Consider the following 15,865-nt stretch of genomic DNA (forward strand, 5'->3'; position numbering starts at 1 on the left):
CAGGCTACCGGCGGCCGGGGGACGGGACGCCTCAGCGGGTGCCGTAGTTGGGCGCCTCGACGGTCATCTGGATGTCGTGCGGGTGGGACTCCTTGAGCCCGGCCGCGGTGATCCGGACGAACCGTCCACGCTCCTTGAGCTCGGCGATGGTGGCCGAGCCGGTGTAGAACATCGACTGGCGCAGCCCGCCGACGAGCTGGTGGGCGACCGCGGCCAGCGGTCCCCGGTAGGGCACCTGGCCCTCGACGCCCTCCGGCACGAACTGGTCGTCGCTGAGGACGTCGTTCTGGAAGTAGCGGTCCTTGGAGAACGAGCGGGCACCGGTGCGGGTCTGCTGCGCGCCGAGGCTGCCCATCCCGCGGTAGGACTTGAACTGCTTGCCGTTGATGAACACGAGGTCGCCGGGGCTCTCCTCGCAGCCGGCGAGCAGCGAGCCGATCATCACCGTGTCGGCGCCGGCGACGAGGGCCTTGGCGATGTCACCGGAGTACTGCAGCCCGCCGTCGCCGATCACCGGGACACCGGCCGGCCGGCACGCCTGGGCGGCCTCGTGGATGGCGGTCACCTGGGGCACGCCGACACCGGCGACGACCCGGGTGGTGCAGATCGAGCCGGGGCCGACACCGACCTTGACGCCGTCCGCGCCGGCGTCCACGAGCGCCTGGGCGGCGGCCCGGGTGGCGACGTTGCCGCCGACGACGTCGACGTGCGCGGCGGCCGGCTCGGCCTTGAGCCGGGCGATCATCTCCAGGACGGCGTGGGAGTGGCCGTGCGCCATGTCGACGACGAGGACGTCGACGCCCGCCTCGACGAGCAGCATCGCCCGCTTCCAGGCGTCCTCGAAGATGCCGATGGCGGCGCCGACCCGCAGCCGGCCGGCCTCGTCCTTGGTGGCCAGCGGGTACTTCTCCCGCTTGACGTAGTCCTTCACGGTGATGAGGCCGCGAAGCCGGCCGGCGTCGTCGACGAGCGGCAGCTTCTCGACCTTGTTGCGGGCCAGCAGGTCCATCGCGGCGTCCGGGGCGATCCCAACCGGAGCGGTGACCAGCGGCATCGGCGTCATCACCTCGCGGACCGGGCGGCCCGGGTCGGTCTCGAAGCGCATGTCGCGGTTGGTGATGATGCCGACGAGGCGGCCGTCGTCGTCGACCACCGGGACGCCGGAGATGCGGAACCGGCCGCACAGGGCGTCCACCTCGCCGATCGTGGCGTCCGGCCGGGTCGTCACCGGGTGGGTGACCATGCCGGCCTCGGAGCGCTTGACGACGTCGACCTGGTGGGCCTGGTCCTGCGCGGACAGGTTGCGGTGCAGGACGCCGAGCCCGCCCTGGCGAGCCATCGCGATCGCCATCCGGGACTCGGTCACCGTGTCCATCGCGCTGGACAGCAGCGGGACGGCGACCTCGATCCGGCGGGACACCCGGCTGCGGGTGTCGGCCTCGCTGGGGACGACGTCGCTCTGGGCCGGCAGCAGCAGCACGTCGTCGTAGGTGAGGCCGACGAACCCGAAGGGATCGCCGCCTGCCGTCGCGGACGCGATGTCGTTCACCCCGCCGATGCTAGCCGTCGGCGGCTGGGCCGCCGTGCGGGCTCGGCCGCTCGCCGCCGTCGCGGCGGGGTGGCGGCGCAGGGTCCTGAGCCGGCGGGGGCTGCGGCGCGGTCCGGACGCCGGGCGTGGCGGGAGGGCCGGGCGGGGCGTGAGGCGCGGGCGGCACCGGCGGGTCGGGCCGGGCCGGCACGGCGGGCTGAGCGGGCTGAGCGGGCTGAGCGGGCTCGGCGGGCTCAGCGGACCCCGCGCGCTCAGCGGGCTCAGCGGGCTCGGCGGGCTCGGCGGGGGGCCGCGCCGGGTCCGGCTCCGAGGACGCGGGGCCGCGGTCCGGGGGGACCTTCTGGGGCAAGCCGTCCTGCGGCGCCTGGACGCCGCCGGAGGGTCCGGCGTCCGCGCCGTCCCGGTCGGCCGGGTCGCCGGCAGCCGGGTCGCCGGGGGCCGGCGTCGCTCCCGCGGGCTGCGGCCCGGTCACCGCACGCTCTCCCACGACACCGTCGACGACCTCACCGGCGACCCCCACGACGGCGGCCCGGACGGCGTCGACGGCCCGGTCCGCCCACGGCGGCAGCACCCCCTCGGACGCCGCCGCGGCACCGACGCCACCGACGGCCAGAACGGTCGCGACGGCGGCGGACAGGGCGGCCCGGCGGCGCCGGCGGCCCCGACCGGGTCCGCGCGCCGGTCCGGGGGCCGGCCGGTCGACGTCCGCGGCGAGGGCGGCCAGCAGGACGGCGACCGCGTCGGCGTCCGCGGCGAGCGGGGCGCGGGCGCCGAGGCTGTCGAGCAGGGCGTCGTCGGCGCGTAGCCGGTCGTGGTGGGCGGGCGGGGTCATCCGTGGGCCTCCCGCTCGGCGGGGGCGAGCGCCCGCAGCCGGGTCAGCGCCCGATGCTGGGCGACGCGCACCGCGCCGGCCGTCATCCCCAGGGCGTGCCCCACCTCCTCGGCGGTGAGCCCGCCGACGACCCGCAGCAGGAGCAGCTCGCGCTGGTGCTCGGGCAGCCGGGCGAGCAGCTCGCGGGCGAGGTCGGCGTCCTCGCGCTGCAGAGCCAGCCCCTCCGGGCCCGGCTCCGGGCTCTCCCGGTCGGGGACGTGCTCGACGAGCAGGGGCGCCCGCGCGGCGGCGCGACCGACGTCGGCGACCCGCCGGGAGGCGATCCGGTAGACGAAGGCCTCGAACGGCCGGCCCTCGTGCCGGTACCCGGGCAGTGCGGTGAGCACGGCCACGCACACCTCCTGGGCGACGTCCTGCGCGGTCTGGTCCGCGCCCGCCGAACGGCCCAGGCGCCCGCGGGCGTACCGCAGGACGAGGTGGTGGACGGCGGCGCCGAGCTCCTCGGTGGCCCGCGGGTCACCGCCGGTCGCGGCGGCGGCGAGCGCGGAGAGCCGCGTCGGCGGCTCCACCGGTGTGATCGCCGGGACGCTGCGGAGCGTTACCACGACAGGTGAGGATGCCGTGCCACGCGGCTCAGCGCACCATGCCCCAGCGGAAGCCGACGGCCACCGCCTGGGCGCGGTCCGCGGCGCCGAGCTTGCGGAACAGCCGTCGGGCGTGCGTCTTCACGGTGTCCTCCGACAGGTAGAGGTCTCGTCCGATCTCGGCGTTGCTGCGCCCGCGGCTCATCCCGGTGAGCACCTGCAGCTCCCGGTCGGTGAGCCGTGGTGCCTGCTCGGGCTCGAGCCGGCGGCGGCCCCGCACCGCAGGCCGGGAGGCGTCGACGGCCTGCAGCACGGCGGCGGTGAGCTCCTCACGGTCGGCGTCCTTGACCACGTACCCGCGGGCGCCTGCGGCGACCGCCTGGGCGACGCCCTCGGCGTCCTCGGCGACGGTGAGGACGACGACGGTCGCCTCGGGGTGACGGGACACCAGCCGCCGGGTCGCCTCGACCCCGCCGATGCCGGGCATCCGCACGTCCATGAGGACGACCGCAGGCCGTTCGGCCGGCCAGCGCTCGAGGACCTCCTCACCGCTGGAGGCCCCCACGACCCGGCTGACGCCGGGCACCTCGGCCACCGCTCGCCGCAGCGCCTCACGTGTCGTCGGTGAGTCGTCGCACACGAGAACCGTCGCCACCACGTGCTCCTGCCCGTCCGTCCCTGCCGCCCACTGCGGCTCCGCACCTGTCCCGCAGTGTGTCGGCACGTCCGGACCCGAACGTGAGCCTCAGCCGGCGACGGACTGCTGGATCTCCTGGACGGCCTGGCCGAGGGAGGTGACCCGGACGGCGTCCAGCCCGGCCGGCAGCTCGACGTCCTGCCAGCCCGGCCCGGCGAGGACCAGCCGCGGCGCCGGACGCATCCGCGGCAGGGACGCGAGCTGGTCGGCGTCAGCGACCGCGAGCGAGGCGTGGACGAGGACGACGGCCGGACCGCTGCGCCGGACGGCGGCGGCCAGCGCGTCCCGCGGCACCCGGCCGCCGAGGACCCGGGAGGGGGTGCCACGCTCGGCCAGCGCGGCGGCGACGGCGTGGACCGGCAGCACGTGCTGCTCCTCCTCGGCAGCGGCCAGCAGCACCGTGGCCCCGCCGCGGACCGGCTGGGCGAGGGTGTGGGCGTGCAGCACGGCGAGCACGGCCTCGGACAGCAGGTGCTCGGACTCCACCCCGCTGCCGGTCTCCTGCCAGCGACGGCCGAGGGCGACGAGCACCGGTGCGACGAGGCGGTCCCAGACCGGCTCGACCCCCTGGACCTCGACGGCCGCGCGCAGGATCCGCACGCACTCGCGGGAGTCCAGGGCGAGGGCGGCGCGGGCCAGGCCCCGGGCGGCGGGACCGGCGTCCGGGAGTGCCACGACGTGGCCGCCGCCGGCGCGGCCGAAGTCGGCCGGCGCCTGGACCTCGGCGGGCTCGCCGGCAGGCAGGGCGGTCACGGTGGCCAGGGCTGCGCCCGTGTCGTCGTCGACCGGGGTGTCGACCGCGATCCGCGCGGCCTCACCGGGCGCCACGCCCTCGAGGGTGAGCCGGCGCATGACCATGAGCCGGGTGAGGTCGGCGGGGGTGTACCGACGGTGGGCGCCGGCGGTGTGCGCGGACGGGCCGAGCCCGTAGCGCCGGGCCCACGTCCGCAGGGTGGCCGGGGCGACGCCGAGACGGCGGGCGACGGCAGCGACGGTCAGAGTGGGGGCCGACGGTGCCTCGGCGGCCTGCGGCCGGTTCGAGGGCATGACCTGATTCTGCGGACTGGGCCAGGGGGTTGCCAGTCGGCACGCGCACGGAGCACGCTGGACTCTGCCGAGATGTTGACCAAGTCTTGGCGCGAAGTACTTGAACAACCTCTGCAACGATTGCTAGCGTCCCTCTTCGTCGGCGCCGGACGGCGCACCCGCAGGAACACCGACAGACAGAGGAGATGGCCATGGCGGAGATCTCGCGGCTCCCCGGACCGATCGCAGACATCTGGGAGTGGCAGCTGGAGGGTGCGTGCCGGGAGCACGACACCAACCTCTTCTTCCACCCGGAGGGTGAGCGGGGCCCGGCCCGGCGCCAGCGGGACGAGGCGGCCAAGGCGATCTGCGCCACCTGCCCGGTGCTGCAGCAGTGCCGTGACCACGCGCTGACGGTGCGCGAGCCCTACGGCGTGTGGGGCGGGCTGACCGAGGACGACCGCGAGCGGATCTACGCCGAGCAGCGGGCCGCTCAGAGCACCCAGGTCCGGGCCGGAACCCCGTTGCCCGTCGCCAGCTGACCTGACGCCCGACCCCCCAGTCGTCAGCAGCAGCCCCCCGCACGCAGATCAGCCACAACGCAGATCAGCCACAACGCGTCAGGAGCCCGGTCCCCGCGGGGACCGGGCTCCTGACGTGCTGGTGGCCGCTGGTGGCCGTGTTGCCGGTCGGCTCAGTGGCCGTGGCCGTGCCCGTGGCCGGCGGCGGCCTCGGGCTCCTCCTCCTCGGGCTTCTCGACGACGAGGGTGTCCGTCGTCAGCACCATCGAGGCGATCGACGCGGCGTTGACCAGCGCGGAGCGCGTCACCTTGACCGGGTCGATGACCCCGGCGGCGACGAGGTCGCCGTACTGGCCGGTGGCGGCGTCCAGCCCGTGGCCCACACCGAGCTCGCGGACCTTCTCCACCACGACGTAGCCCTGCATCCCGGCGTTCTCGGCGATCCAGCGCAGCGGCTCGACCACCGCGCGGCGCACGGCGGTGGCGCCGGTCGCCTCGTCGCCGGACAGGTCCAGGTCGTCCAGGGCAGCGGCGGCGTGCACGAGGGCGGAGCCGCCGCCGGCGACGATGCCCTCCTCGATCGCGGCCCGGGTCGCCGAGACGGCGTCCTCGATCCGGTGCTTCTTCTCCTTGAGCTCCACCTCGGTGGCGGCCCCGACCTTGATCACGCAGACGCCGCCGGCGAGCTTGGCCAGCCGCTCCTGCAGCTTCTCGCGGTCCCAGTCGGAGTCGGTCACCTCGATCTCGCGCTTGATCTGCGCGACCCGGGCGTCGACGTCCTCGGCGGAGCCGCCGCCGTCGACGATCGTCGTGTCGTCCTTGGTGACGACGACCCTGCGGGCCGTGCCGAGCACCTCCAGGCCGACCTGGTCGAGCTTGAGCCCCACCTCGGCGCTGACGACCTGGCCGCCGGTGAGCACGGCCATGTCCTGGAGCATCGCCTTGCGCCGGTCACCGAAGCCGGGGGCCTTGACGGCCACGGCGGTGAAGGTGCCGCGGACCTTGTTGACGACGAGCGTGGAGAGCGCCTCGCCCTCGACGTCCTCGGCGACGACGAACAGCGGCTTGCCGGCCTGGTGCACCTTCTCCAGCAGCGGCAGCAGCTCCTGCACCGAGGAGATCTTGCCCTGGTGGATGAGGACGTAGGCGTCCTCGAGGACGGCCTCCATCCGCTCGGCGTCGGTGACGAAGTACGGGGAGATGTAGCCCTTGTCGAACTGCATGCCCTCGGTGAAGTCGAGCTCCATCGACATCCCGGAGGACTCCTCGACGGTGATCACACCGTCCTTGCCGACCTTGTCGAACGCCTCAGCGATGAGCTCGCCGATGGTGGCGTCCTGCGCCGAGATCGTCGCGACGTGGGCGATGTCACCCTTGCCGTCGACGTCCCGGGCGTTCTCCAGCAGGCGCGTCGAGATCGCCTGGACGGCGGCGTCGATACCGCGCTTCAGCGCCGACGGCGCGGCGCCCGCGGCCACGTTGCGCAGGCCTTCGTGGACCATCGCCTGGGCGAGCACGGTGGCGGTCGTCGTGCCGTCTCCGGCGACGTCGTTGGTCTTGGTCGCCACCTCCTTGGCGAGCTGGGCCCCGAGGTTCTCGTACGGGTCGTCCAGCTCCACCTCTCGGGCGATGGTGACGCCGTCGTTGGTGATGGTGGGGGCGCCCCACTTCTTGTCGATGACGACGTTGCGGCCGCGTGGGCCGAGCGTCACCTTGACGGCGTTCGCGAGCGCGTCGACGCCGCGCTCCAGCGCGCGGCGTGCCTCGTCGTCGAACTCCAGCATCTTGGCCATGTTGTGTCTCTCGTCCCTCTCACGAGGTCGCCCCGGCGTCCGGCGGGTGCCGGCCCACCGGGGCGCTCGTCGTCGTCGGTGCGGCGGGTCTTACTTGTCCACGACGGCGAGGACGTCGCGCGCCGAGAGGATGAGAAGCTCCTCGCCGCCGAACTTGACCTCGGTGCCGCCGTACTTGCTGTAGATGACCTTGTCGCCGACCTTGACGTCGACCGGAACACGGTTGCCGTTGTCGTCGACACGGCCCGGACCGACGGCCAGGACCTCGCCCTCCTGGGGCTTCTCCTTGGCGGTGTCCGGGATGACCAGGCCGGAGGCCGTCGTCTGCTCGGCGTCGAGCGTCTTGACGACGATGCGGTCCTCGAGCGGCTTGATGGAGACCGACACTGCGGACCTCCCCTTCGCTTGTTCTCGCGGGTGGTGTCTCGTCTGACGGGTGCCACGGGATGCCGTCCGTCGTCGCGGGTGCCGGGCGGCGCCGCCGCAGCGGCTGGCACCCTCGTACCGAGAGTGCCAACCGGACTCTAGGACTCCGGTTAGCACTCGCGCAAACCGAGTGCCAGACCACCGGCCCCCTTCGATCTCTGGAGGCCTTCCGGGGTCTCGACGAGGTCCGAGACCCCGGAAAGCCTCCAGAGATCGGGTCACAGCGGGGGTGCGAGGATCGGGGGGTGGACCTGGCCGGGCTCTCCGCGCTGCTCACTCCCCAGGGGTGGGAGCTGCTCGAGGCGCTGCCCCCGTACCGCCAGGAGGCCGCGCTGCACCTGGCCGAGCGGCTCCACGCCGAGGGCGTCGACCGCACGCTCGTCGCCGCCGCGCTCACCCAGTCCCGCCTGCGGGCCCGGGCCCACGCGAAGTTCGGACCGTTCGCCGACGGCATGCTCTTCACCCCCGAGGGCCTGGAGCAGGCGACCCGGCTCGAGGTGGCCGCCCGGCACGCGCAGCGGTACGTCGCGGCCGGCGTCGACCGGGTCGCCGACCTCGGCTGCGGCATCGGCGGGGACGCCATGGCGCTGGCCGCCCTGGACGTCGGGGTGCTCGCCGTCGAGCGCGACGAGCTGACCGCGGCGGTCGCCACCGTGAACCTGCGGCACTGGCCCCACGCGGAGGTCCGGCACGAGGACGCGACGACGACGGACCTGCGCGACGTCCGGGGGGTCTTTCTGGACCCCGCGCGGCGGACGGCGTCCGGACGGCGGGTGCTCGACCCCTGGCAGGCCGAGCCCTCCTGGGACGTCGTGCTGGCGACGGCCGCCCGGGTGCCGGCGACGGGGGTGAAGGTCGCCCCCGGCGTCCGGCACGACCTGCTCCCCCCGGACGCCGAGACGCAGTGGGTGTCCGTCGACGGGGACGTCGTGGAGGCCGGGGTCTGGTTCGGACCGCTCGCCCGCCCGGGCGTGACCCGCAGTGCGCTGCTGCTGCGCGACGGGTCCGCGACGCTCGTCGACGACACGGGTCTGGGCCGGCCCCCGGCTGGGCCGGTCGGCGGCTACCTCTACGACCCGGACGGCGCGGTGGTGCGGGCCGGCCTGGTCGGGCAGCTCGCCGCGGACGTCGAGGGCCGGCTCCTCGACCCGACGATCGCCTACGTCACCTCCGACCGGCTGGTGGCCACGCCGCTGGGGCGGGCGTTCGTCGTCGAGGAGGTGCTGCCGTTCGGGCTCAAGACCCTGCGCACCCGGTTGCGGGACCGCGGGGTCGGCCGGGTGGAGATTCTCAAGCGGGGCAGCGCGGTCGACGTCGAGCAGCTGCGCCGTCAGCTGCGGCTCACCGGCCCGGGCGCCGCCACGGTGGTGCTCACCCGGGTCGCCGGGCGGCAGTCGGTGCTGCTGTGCCGGCCGGTCCAGTGAGCCACGTCCCTCAGGGTCGGCAGGCGCTGCGCGGCAGGCCAGCGACCTCCACCGGCAGTCGGCCTCCCGCCCTTCCCTGTCCGCGCAGGACGTCGACGAGCGCCGCGAACGCGGCCGGGGTCCGCCCGTACAGCGCCAGCCGGGCCGTCGCCGCCGACGAGCCGGCCAGGCCGTACGGCGCGTCGAGGGCGACCACGACGTCCCCCGACCCGCTCGAGGTGGGCCCGCCGAGCAGCCGGACGACGTCCCCGGAGCCGACCTGCAGCCCGCCGGCCTGCGCGGCGGCGGTGAACCGGGCCCGGTCCTGCGCCGTCCCGCCGACCACCTGCACCGCGTCCCCGACGAGCGGGCCGGAGCACGGTCCGTCGACGACGGTCGTCCCGACCAGGGACAGGGCGTGCACGACCGGTGCGGTGAGCTCGAGGGACTCCGGATCCGGCGGCGCCTGCCGCCCCTGCCAGGTGAGCAGGGCGACGACCCGGGCGGCCGCCTCCTCCACCCGTTCGCGCGGCAGCTCGCCGCTGCGCACCGCGGCAGCCACCGCGTCGACGGCCGCCGCCGGGTCGGCCGGCATGAGCAGCAGGTCGGCCCCGGCGGCCAGGGCCCGGACGGCGGCCTGGCCGGGACCGGTCTCGGCGGTCACCGCCGCCATGTCGAGGGCGTCGGTGACGGCGACGCCGGCGAAGCCGGTGCGCTCCCGCAGGGCGGTGTAGGCGGCCGCGGACAGCGAGGCCGGCACCCCGGGGTCCCAGGCCCGGACGTCGAGGTGGCTCATCATCACCGCCGGCACCCCGGCCTGCGCGGCAGCGGCGAACGGCACCAGGTCGCGGGCGGCGAGCTCGTCGGCGGACATGGTCTGCGCCGGCAGGGTGACGTGGCTGTCGGCCGGCACGCTGCCGTGACCGGGGTAGTGCTTGGCGACCGGGACGACGCCCGCTTCCAGGTAGCCGGCCACGGCGGCGGTCACGACGTCGGCGACCAGGGCCGGGTCGTCCGAGGCGGCGCGGCTGCCGATCGTCGGGTCGTCGGGCCCGGTGGTGACGTCGGCGACGGGGGCGAGGACGACGGTGACGCCGAGGTGGCGCAGCTCCCGGCCCGCCGCCCGGGTCACCGCGGTGGTCACCGGCGAGGACGCCGCAGCGCCGTGGGTCATGAACGTGGGCAGGGGCGTGACCGGCTCGCCGATCCGTTCGACCCGCCCGCCCTCCTGGTCGACGGCGACGACGCCCGGCCAGTCCCGCCCACCGGCGGTGACGGCGTCCTGGACCGCAGCCGCCGTGGCCGCCACCTGCTCGCCGTCGACGACGTTGTCCGCCATCAGGATCACCCCGGCCAGGGAGTGCCGGACGACGAGGTCGGCCGCGTCCTGGGGGTCGGTGCCGCGGTAGCTCGCCACCACCACCTGACCGGCGAGCTCCTCGACGGACAGCTGCGCGACGGCGGTCCGTGCGGCGGTCAGGTCGGCCTCGGTGGGCCCCCAGCCGGTGGGCGCCGGCTCGGTGGACGGTGACGGCCCGGACGACGCGGACGCCCCGGACGACGGCGGGTCCGCCGTCGGCGTCCCCGACGTCGTGGCGGGGCCCAGCCCGCCGGCGTCCGCGGAGCAGGCGGCCAGCGCCAGCGCCAGCGCGGTGAGCACGGCTACCCCACCGACCGCCACGGGGCGCCGGATCACGCCCGGACCAGCTCCACCGGCATCGACGAGTCCGCCGGCAGGTCGAGAGCGGACGGCGTCCGGCCGCGGGCGAGGAGCTGCGCGCCGAGCGCGGCGACCATCGCCCCGTTGTCGGTGCACAGGCCAGGGCGCGGCACCCGCAGCGTGATACCCGCGGCGTCGCACCGCTCCTGGGCCACGGCCCGCAACCGGGAGTTGGCGGCCACCCCGCCGCCGATGAGCAGGTGGTCCACGCCGTTCTCGCGGCAGGCGGCGACCGCCTTGCGCGTCAGCACGTCGACGACGGCCTCCTGGAAGGACGCGGCGACGTCCGCGACCGGCACCGGCTCGCCGTCCGCCTGACGGCGCTCCACCCAGCGGGCGACCGCGGTCTTGAGCCCGGAGAACGAGAAGTCGTACCGGTGCCGCTCCAGGTCGTGCGGGGCGGACAGCCCGCGGGGGAACGCGATCGCGCCCGGGTCCCCCTCGCGGGCCTGGCGGTCCACGTGCGGTCCCCCCGGAAACGGCAGGCCGAGCAGGCGGGCCACCTTGTCGAACGCCTCGCCGGCGGCGTCGTCGATGGTCTGGCCGAGGGGTCGGACGTCGGCGGTGACGTCGGGTACGAGCAGCAGCGAGGAGTGCCCGCCGGAGACGAGCAGCGCCATCGTCGGCTCGGGCAGGGGTCCGTGCTCGAGGGTGTCCACCGCGACGTGCGCGGCGAGGTGGTTGACACCGAACAGCGGGACGCCGAGCCCCACCGACAGCGCCTTCGCGGCCGCCACGCCGACGAGCAGTGCGCCGGCCAGCCCGGGACCGCTCGTCACCGCGACGGCGTCGACGTCCTGCAGCCGGACGCCGGCCTCCCGGCAGGCCCGTTCGATGGTGGGGACCATCGCCTCGAGGTGGGCGCGGCTGGCGACCTCGGGGACGACGCCGCCGAAGCGGGCGTGCTCGTCCACGGAGCTGGCGACGGCGTCGACGAGAAGCGTCCCGCCGCGCACCAGGCCGACACCGGTCTCGTCGCAGGAGGTCTCGATCCCCAGGACCAGCGGCTCGTCGTTCACCGGACCAGGGTAGGCAGCGGCCGCAGCCGCATCACGTGGGCGTCGATGCCGCCGGGCTGGTAGTAGGCGCGGCGCACCGCGATCCGCTCGAACCCGCGGCGGGTGTACAGGGCGATCGCCGGCTCGTTGTCGGCCCGGACCTCCAGGAGGAGGCTCGTCGCACCGCGGCGGGCCGCCTCCTGCACCAGGGCGTCGAGCAGCCGTCCGCCGACCCCGCGGCCCTGGGCGGCGGGGGCGACGGCGATGGTCTGGACGTCGGCCTCGGCTCCCGGTGCCATCAGCCCGGCGTAGCCGGCCAGGGTGCCGTCGGCGTCCTCGGCGACGACGTACCACCGGTCCGGGGCGGCCAGCTCGGACCAGAACGTCTCCGCCGGCCAGGCGGTCGGCCCGAACAGGTCGCGCTCGAGGGCGACGACGGGCTCGACGTCCCACCAGCGCATGGCTCGGATCACGGGTCCATCGTGCCGCACGTAACTCGCAGTGACACTGGTTGTCACACCGGTGGTTAGCATCGGTTCATGACCGCCCGCTCCTCGACCGTCGCCGCGCGGCGACGGGCCCGGCGCGCCGAGATCGTCCGGGCCACCCGGGAGCTGTTCGACGAGCGCGGGCTGCGGGACGCCAACATGGACGACATCGCCCGGGCCGTCGGCGTGAACCGGGCGATCATCTACCGGCACTTCGGCAGCAAGGAGGAGCTGTTCGCGCTCACCCTCGCCGGCTACCTCGAGGAGCTCGACGTCCTGCTCGCGCAGGCCGACGACCCGGCGGCGACGACGCGCGACCGGCTGACCGCGGCTTTCGGGGTGCTGGCCGACTACGGACTGCAGCACCCGGCGTTCCTGGACTGCGCGATCGCGCTGATGCGTCAGCCGGGAGAGGAGCTGCTCGCCGAGATCGGGGGCGGGGCGCTGGTGCAGCTGGGCCGGCTCATGGGCGCCACCACCGGGCGGATCGCCGCCGTCCTGCGGTCCGGGGCCGCGGCCGGTGACCTGTCGGCGTCTGACCTTGCGACCTCGGACGCCGACCTGCTGGCCACGACGCTGTGGATGCAGGCCCTCGGGGCGCTGCACCTGGCACGAACCGGGTTCTACGTGCGGTCTGCGGACGGCGGCCCGCAGACCGTGCCCGTGGATGAGGCGACGGTGCGCCACCTCGTCGTCGACACCCTCGTCGCCGTCGCCCTCGGCAGCCCCCTCACCCCTCGTCGGTGATCATGCAATCCCGCCACCCCTGACCGCCCTCTCGGTGATCATGCAATCCCGCCACCCTGGGCCGCCTGCCCTGCTCCCTGGAGTTCTGGTTCACGTTGCGACAGCCAGGCGGCCGTGAAGACTCCAGGCCTTGCCAGGAAGCTCGGAGAAACAGAAGCGTCCACGTCGGGTCAGGCGCCCTCGACCACAGAATGCTGTGCTGGGCGCTGCTTTGCCGGCGTGTCGCGCCACCAACCCAGCATTCTGTGAGCAGGGCGGTGGCCGGCGGGTGGCGGGATTGCATGATCACCGCGAGGGCAGCCGGGGTGGCGGGATTGCATGATCACCGAGGAGGGCGGGTGGTCAGCGCTCGAGGATCGCGACGACTCCCTGCCCGCCGGCGGCGCACACCGAGATGAGTCCCCGCCCCGACCCCTTCTCCGCCAGCTGCTTGGCCAGCTGGGCCACGATGCGCCCGCCGGTGGCGGCGAAGGGGTGACCGACGGCCAGCGAGCCGCCGTTGACGTTGAGCCGGTCGCGGTCGATCGACCCGAGGGGTTCGTCGCGGCCGAGACGCTTGGCGCAGAAGATCGGGTCCTCCCACGCCTTGAGCGTCGCGAGCACCTGCGCGGCGAACGCCTCGTGGATCTCGTAGAAGTCGAAGTCCTGCAAGGTGAGCCCGGCGCGGTCGAGCATCGCCGGCACCGCGTACGCCGGGGCCATCAGCAGACCCTCGTCGCCGTGCACGTAGTCGACCGCCGCGGTCTGCGCCCAGGTGAGGTAGGCCAGCACCGGCAGGTCCCGCGCCGCGGCCCACTCCTCGCTGGCGAGCAGGACGACGGACGCGCCGTCGGTCAACGGAGTCGAGTTTCCCGCCGTCATCGTCGCCGTCTCGCCGCGGCCGAACACCGGCTTGAGCCGGGCGAGGCGCTCGAGGCTGGTGTCCGGGCGCAGGTTGTTGTCCCGCTCCAGGCCGAGGTAGGGGGTGACGAGATCGTCGAAGAACCCGCGCTCGTAGGCCGCGGCCGCCCGGTGGTGGCTCTGGACGGCGAGCTCGTCCTGGGCCTCCCGGGACACCTGCCACTCGACCGCGGTCAGCGCGGTGTGCTCACCCATCGACATCCCGGTCCGCGGCTCGCGGTTCGCCGGGGCGTCCGGGACGAGGTGCCCCGGCCGCACGGACGTCAGCGCGGCCAGCCGCTGCGGCAGGCTCTTGGCCCGGCTGGCAGCGAGCAGCGCCCTGCGCAGCCGGGGGCTGAGCGCCAGCGGGGCGTCAGAGGTGCTGTCGACGCCGCCGGCGATCCCGACGTCGACCTGCCCGAGCGCGATCTTGTTGGCGACGAGGATCGTCGCCTCCAGCCCGGTGCCGCAGGCCTGCTGGACGTCGTAAGCGGGGGTGCGTGGGTCGAGCCGGCTGCCGAGCACGGACTCGCGGACGAGGTTGAAGTCCCGGCTGTGCTTGAGGACCGCACCGGCAGCCACCTCGCCGAGGACCTCGCCCTCGAGGCCGAAGCGCTCGACGAGGCCGTCGATGGCCGCGGTCAGCATGTCCTGGTTCGAGGCGTGGGTGTACGCGGTGTTCGAGCGCGCGAACGGGATGCGGTTCCCGCCGACGACGGCGACACGGCGGACGGCGTTCTCGGGCACTGCCGGTTCCTCCTGGCTGCTCCTGGGTGCTCCTGAGTGCACGGTCTCACCGGTCGCCGACACGATCAGGTCGACAACCAGTTACACAGAAAGTTACGGTAACACCGTGGACCGCTACGCCGCACTCGCCGCGTCCCCGGCCGGCCGTCTCGTGCTCCCCCGCCTGGGCCTGCCCACCCCGCCCGTGCTGCGCCGGTACGCCCCGGGCCAGCCGCTCACCGTCGGACCGGTGCTGCTCGGCCCCGCCGACGGCGGGCGCCTGGCCGAGGCCGCCGCCGCGGCGCTGTCCGGCACCGGGGTCGACGTCCGCAGGACCGACGACGGCCAGACCCGCTACGGCGCGCTCGTCCTGGACGCCGACGACCTCGCCACCGTCGAGGACCTCGAGCGGCTGCACGCGTTCTTCTCCCCCACCGTGCGCCGGCTGGCGGACGGTGGCCGGGTCCTCGTCCTGGCCGGTCGCCCGCAGGACGCCGCGGACGCCGAGGCCGCCGTCGTCCAGCGTGCCCTGGAGGGGTTCACCCGTTCCGTCGGCAAGGAGGTCGGCGGCCAGGGTGCGACGTCCCAGCTGGTCCGGGTCGCCCCCGGTGCCCAGGACCGGATCGGCTCGACCCTGCGCTTCCTGCTGTCGTCCCGCTCGGCGTTCGTCTCCGGTCAGGTCGTCGAGATCGGCACGGACGTCGACGGGCCGGTGGATGTGCCGGACTGGGACGCTCCTCTGGCCGGGCGGGTCGTCGTCGTCACCGGCGCCTCCCGGGGCATCGGCGAGGCGATCGCGACGACGGTCGCCCGGGACGGCGGGACCGTGGTCGCGGTCGACGTCCCCGCCGCCGCCTCCGGGCTGGCCGACGTGGCCCGACGGACCGGCGGCAGCTACCTGGCGCTGGACGTCACCGCCCCGGACGCCGCGGCGCGCATCGCCCGGCACGCCGCCGAGCACCACGACGGGCTGCACGGCATCGTCCACAACGCCGGGATCACCCGGGACAAGCGGCTGCGGAACATGTCCGCCGACCGCTGGCGCCAGGTGCTCGCGGTCAACCTCGCGGCCCCGCTGCGGATCACCACCGAGCTCGTCGCCGACGGCGTCCTGGGCCACGGTTCCCGGGTCGTCGGGGTGTCCTCGGTGGCCGGGCTGGCCGGCAACACGGGGCAGACGAACTACGCGACCTCCAAGGCCGGTGTCGCGGGCCTCGTCGACCGGCTCTCCGCGGACCTGGCCGGCCGGGGGATCACCGTCAACGCGGTCGCCCCAGGGTTCATCGAGACGCAGATGACGGCCGCGGTCCCGGTGGGCATCCGGCAGGCCGGGCGACGACTGTCCTCGCTGAACCAGGGCGGGCTGCCGGTCGACGTCGCCGAGACGATCGGCTGGCTGCTGTGGCCGGCGTCCACCGGGGTGACCGGCAACGTCGTCCGGGTCTGCGGCCAGGCCCTGATCGGCGCCTGAGGCGG

General features: G+C 75.0%; 15 protein-coding genes. 4 read left to right on the top strand and 11 right to left on the bottom strand.

Annotation, left to right across the window (positions count from 1 at the left end):
- Positions 1-31: 31 nt before the first annotated feature.
- From guaB to ACFP6A_RS00540, 5 genes are all read right to left on the bottom strand, one after another.
- Positions 32-1,549: an IMP dehydrogenase gene (gene guaB, locus ACFP6A_RS00520; RefSeq protein ID WP_379600745.1), complete on the bottom strand. Its 1,518-nt coding sequence runs from the start codon at positions 1,547-1,549 to the stop codon at positions 32-34.
- Between the two features lie 10 nt (positions 1,550-1,559).
- On the bottom strand, positions 1,560-2,381 hold the full coding sequence (locus ACFP6A_RS00525; RefSeq protein ID WP_379600747.1) for a hypothetical protein: 822 nt from the start codon (positions 2,379-2,381) through the stop codon (positions 1,560-1,562).
- Positions 2,378-2,986 (bottom strand): RNA polymerase sigma factor ShbA, encoded by a 609-nt coding sequence (gene shbA, locus ACFP6A_RS00530; protein WP_379600749.1) that lies wholly within the window; start codon positions 2,984-2,986, stop codon positions 2,378-2,380. The genes ACFP6A_RS00525 and shbA overlap by 4 nt, the downstream gene beginning before the upstream one ends.
- Positions 2,987-3,014: 28 nt before the next feature.
- Complete coding sequence (locus ACFP6A_RS00535) at positions 3,015-3,620, bottom strand: response regulator (protein WP_379600751.1); 606 nt, start codon at positions 3,618-3,620, stop codon at positions 3,015-3,017.
- Between the two features lie 90 nt (positions 3,621-3,710).
- Positions 3,711-4,709 carry a MerR family transcriptional regulator gene (locus ACFP6A_RS00540; RefSeq protein ID WP_379600753.1) on the bottom strand — a complete coding sequence of 333 codons (999 nt, stop codon included), beginning with the start codon at positions 4,707-4,709 and terminating at the stop codon, positions 3,711-3,713.
- Positions 4,710-4,900: 191 nt separating this feature from the next.
- Between ACFP6A_RS00540 and ACFP6A_RS00545 the strand changes: the two genes are divergently transcribed.
- Positions 4,901-5,230: a WhiB family transcriptional regulator gene (locus ACFP6A_RS00545; protein WP_379600754.1), complete on the top strand. Its 330-nt coding sequence runs from the start codon at positions 4,901-4,903 to the stop codon at positions 5,228-5,230.
- A 152-nt stretch (positions 5,231-5,382) separates the two neighbouring features.
- On the opposite strand, the gene groL is transcribed toward ACFP6A_RS00545, so the two are convergent.
- On the bottom strand, positions 5,383-7,002 hold the full coding sequence (gene groL, locus ACFP6A_RS00550; RefSeq protein ID WP_379600756.1) for a chaperonin GroEL: 1,620 nt from the start codon (positions 7,000-7,002) through the stop codon (positions 5,383-5,385).
- 90 nt (positions 7,003-7,092) lie between these two features.
- Positions 7,093-7,389, bottom strand: coding sequence for a co-chaperone GroES (gene groES, locus ACFP6A_RS00555; RefSeq protein ID WP_379600758.1), 297 nt, complete (start codon positions 7,387-7,389; stop codon positions 7,093-7,095).
- Between the two features lie 284 nt (positions 7,390-7,673).
- Here groES and ACFP6A_RS00560 point away from each other — a divergent pair, with 284 nt between their 5' ends.
- Positions 7,674-8,852 carry an SAM-dependent methyltransferase gene (locus tag ACFP6A_RS00560; protein ID WP_379600759.1) on the top strand — a complete coding sequence of 393 codons (1,179 nt, stop codon included), beginning with the start codon at positions 7,674-7,676 and terminating at the stop codon, positions 8,850-8,852.
- Positions 8,853-8,862: 10 nt separating this feature from the next.
- Here ACFP6A_RS00560 and ACFP6A_RS00565 read toward each other — a convergent pair whose 3' ends face one another.
- Genes ACFP6A_RS00565 through rimI form a run of 3 tightly spaced genes read right to left on the bottom strand, consistent with a single transcriptional unit; the run spans position 8,863 to position 12,022 of the window.
- Positions 8,863-10,527, bottom strand: a complete 1,665-nt coding sequence (locus ACFP6A_RS00565) for a glycoside hydrolase family 3 N-terminal domain-containing protein (protein WP_379600760.1) — start codon at positions 10,525-10,527, stop codon at positions 8,863-8,865.
- Positions 10,524-11,570, bottom strand: a complete 1,047-nt coding sequence (gene tsaD, locus ACFP6A_RS00570; protein WP_379600761.1) for a tRNA (adenosine(37)-N6)-threonylcarbamoyltransferase complex transferase subunit TsaD — start codon at positions 11,568-11,570, stop codon at positions 10,524-10,526. Before tsaD ends, ACFP6A_RS00565 begins: the two co-directional genes overlap by 4 nt.
- Entirely contained in the window at positions 11,567-12,022 is a 456-nt protein-coding gene (gene rimI / locus ACFP6A_RS00575) for a ribosomal protein S18-alanine N-acetyltransferase (protein WP_379600763.1), read from the bottom strand. Before rimI ends, tsaD begins: the two co-directional genes overlap by 4 nt.
- 66 nt (positions 12,023-12,088) lie before the next feature.
- Between rimI and ACFP6A_RS00580 the strand changes: the two genes are divergently transcribed.
- On the top strand, positions 12,089-12,784 hold the full coding sequence (locus ACFP6A_RS00580) for a TetR/AcrR family transcriptional regulator (protein WP_379600765.1): 696 nt from the start codon (positions 12,089-12,091) through the stop codon (positions 12,782-12,784).
- Between the two features lie 342 nt (positions 12,785-13,126).
- Here the strand turns inward: ACFP6A_RS00580 and ACFP6A_RS00585 are convergent, their stop codons facing one another.
- On the bottom strand, positions 13,127-14,410 hold the full coding sequence (locus ACFP6A_RS00585; RefSeq protein WP_379600767.1) for an acetyl-CoA C-acetyltransferase: 1,284 nt from the start codon (positions 14,408-14,410) through the stop codon (positions 13,127-13,129).
- A 106-nt stretch (positions 14,411-14,516) separates the two neighbouring features.
- Here ACFP6A_RS00585 and ACFP6A_RS00590 point away from each other — a divergent pair, with 106 nt between their 5' ends.
- Positions 14,517-15,860: a 3-oxoacyl-ACP reductase gene (locus ACFP6A_RS00590; protein WP_379600769.1), complete on the top strand. Its 1,344-nt coding sequence runs from the start codon at positions 14,517-14,519 to the stop codon at positions 15,858-15,860.
- The last annotated feature ends 5 nt before the right edge of the window (positions 15,861-15,865 follow it).

Source organism: Quadrisphaera sp. GCM10027208 (assembly GCF_042658805.1).
Taxonomy (GTDB): domain Bacteria; phylum Actinomycetota; class Actinomycetes; order Actinomycetales; family SCSIO-59966; genus SCSIO-59966.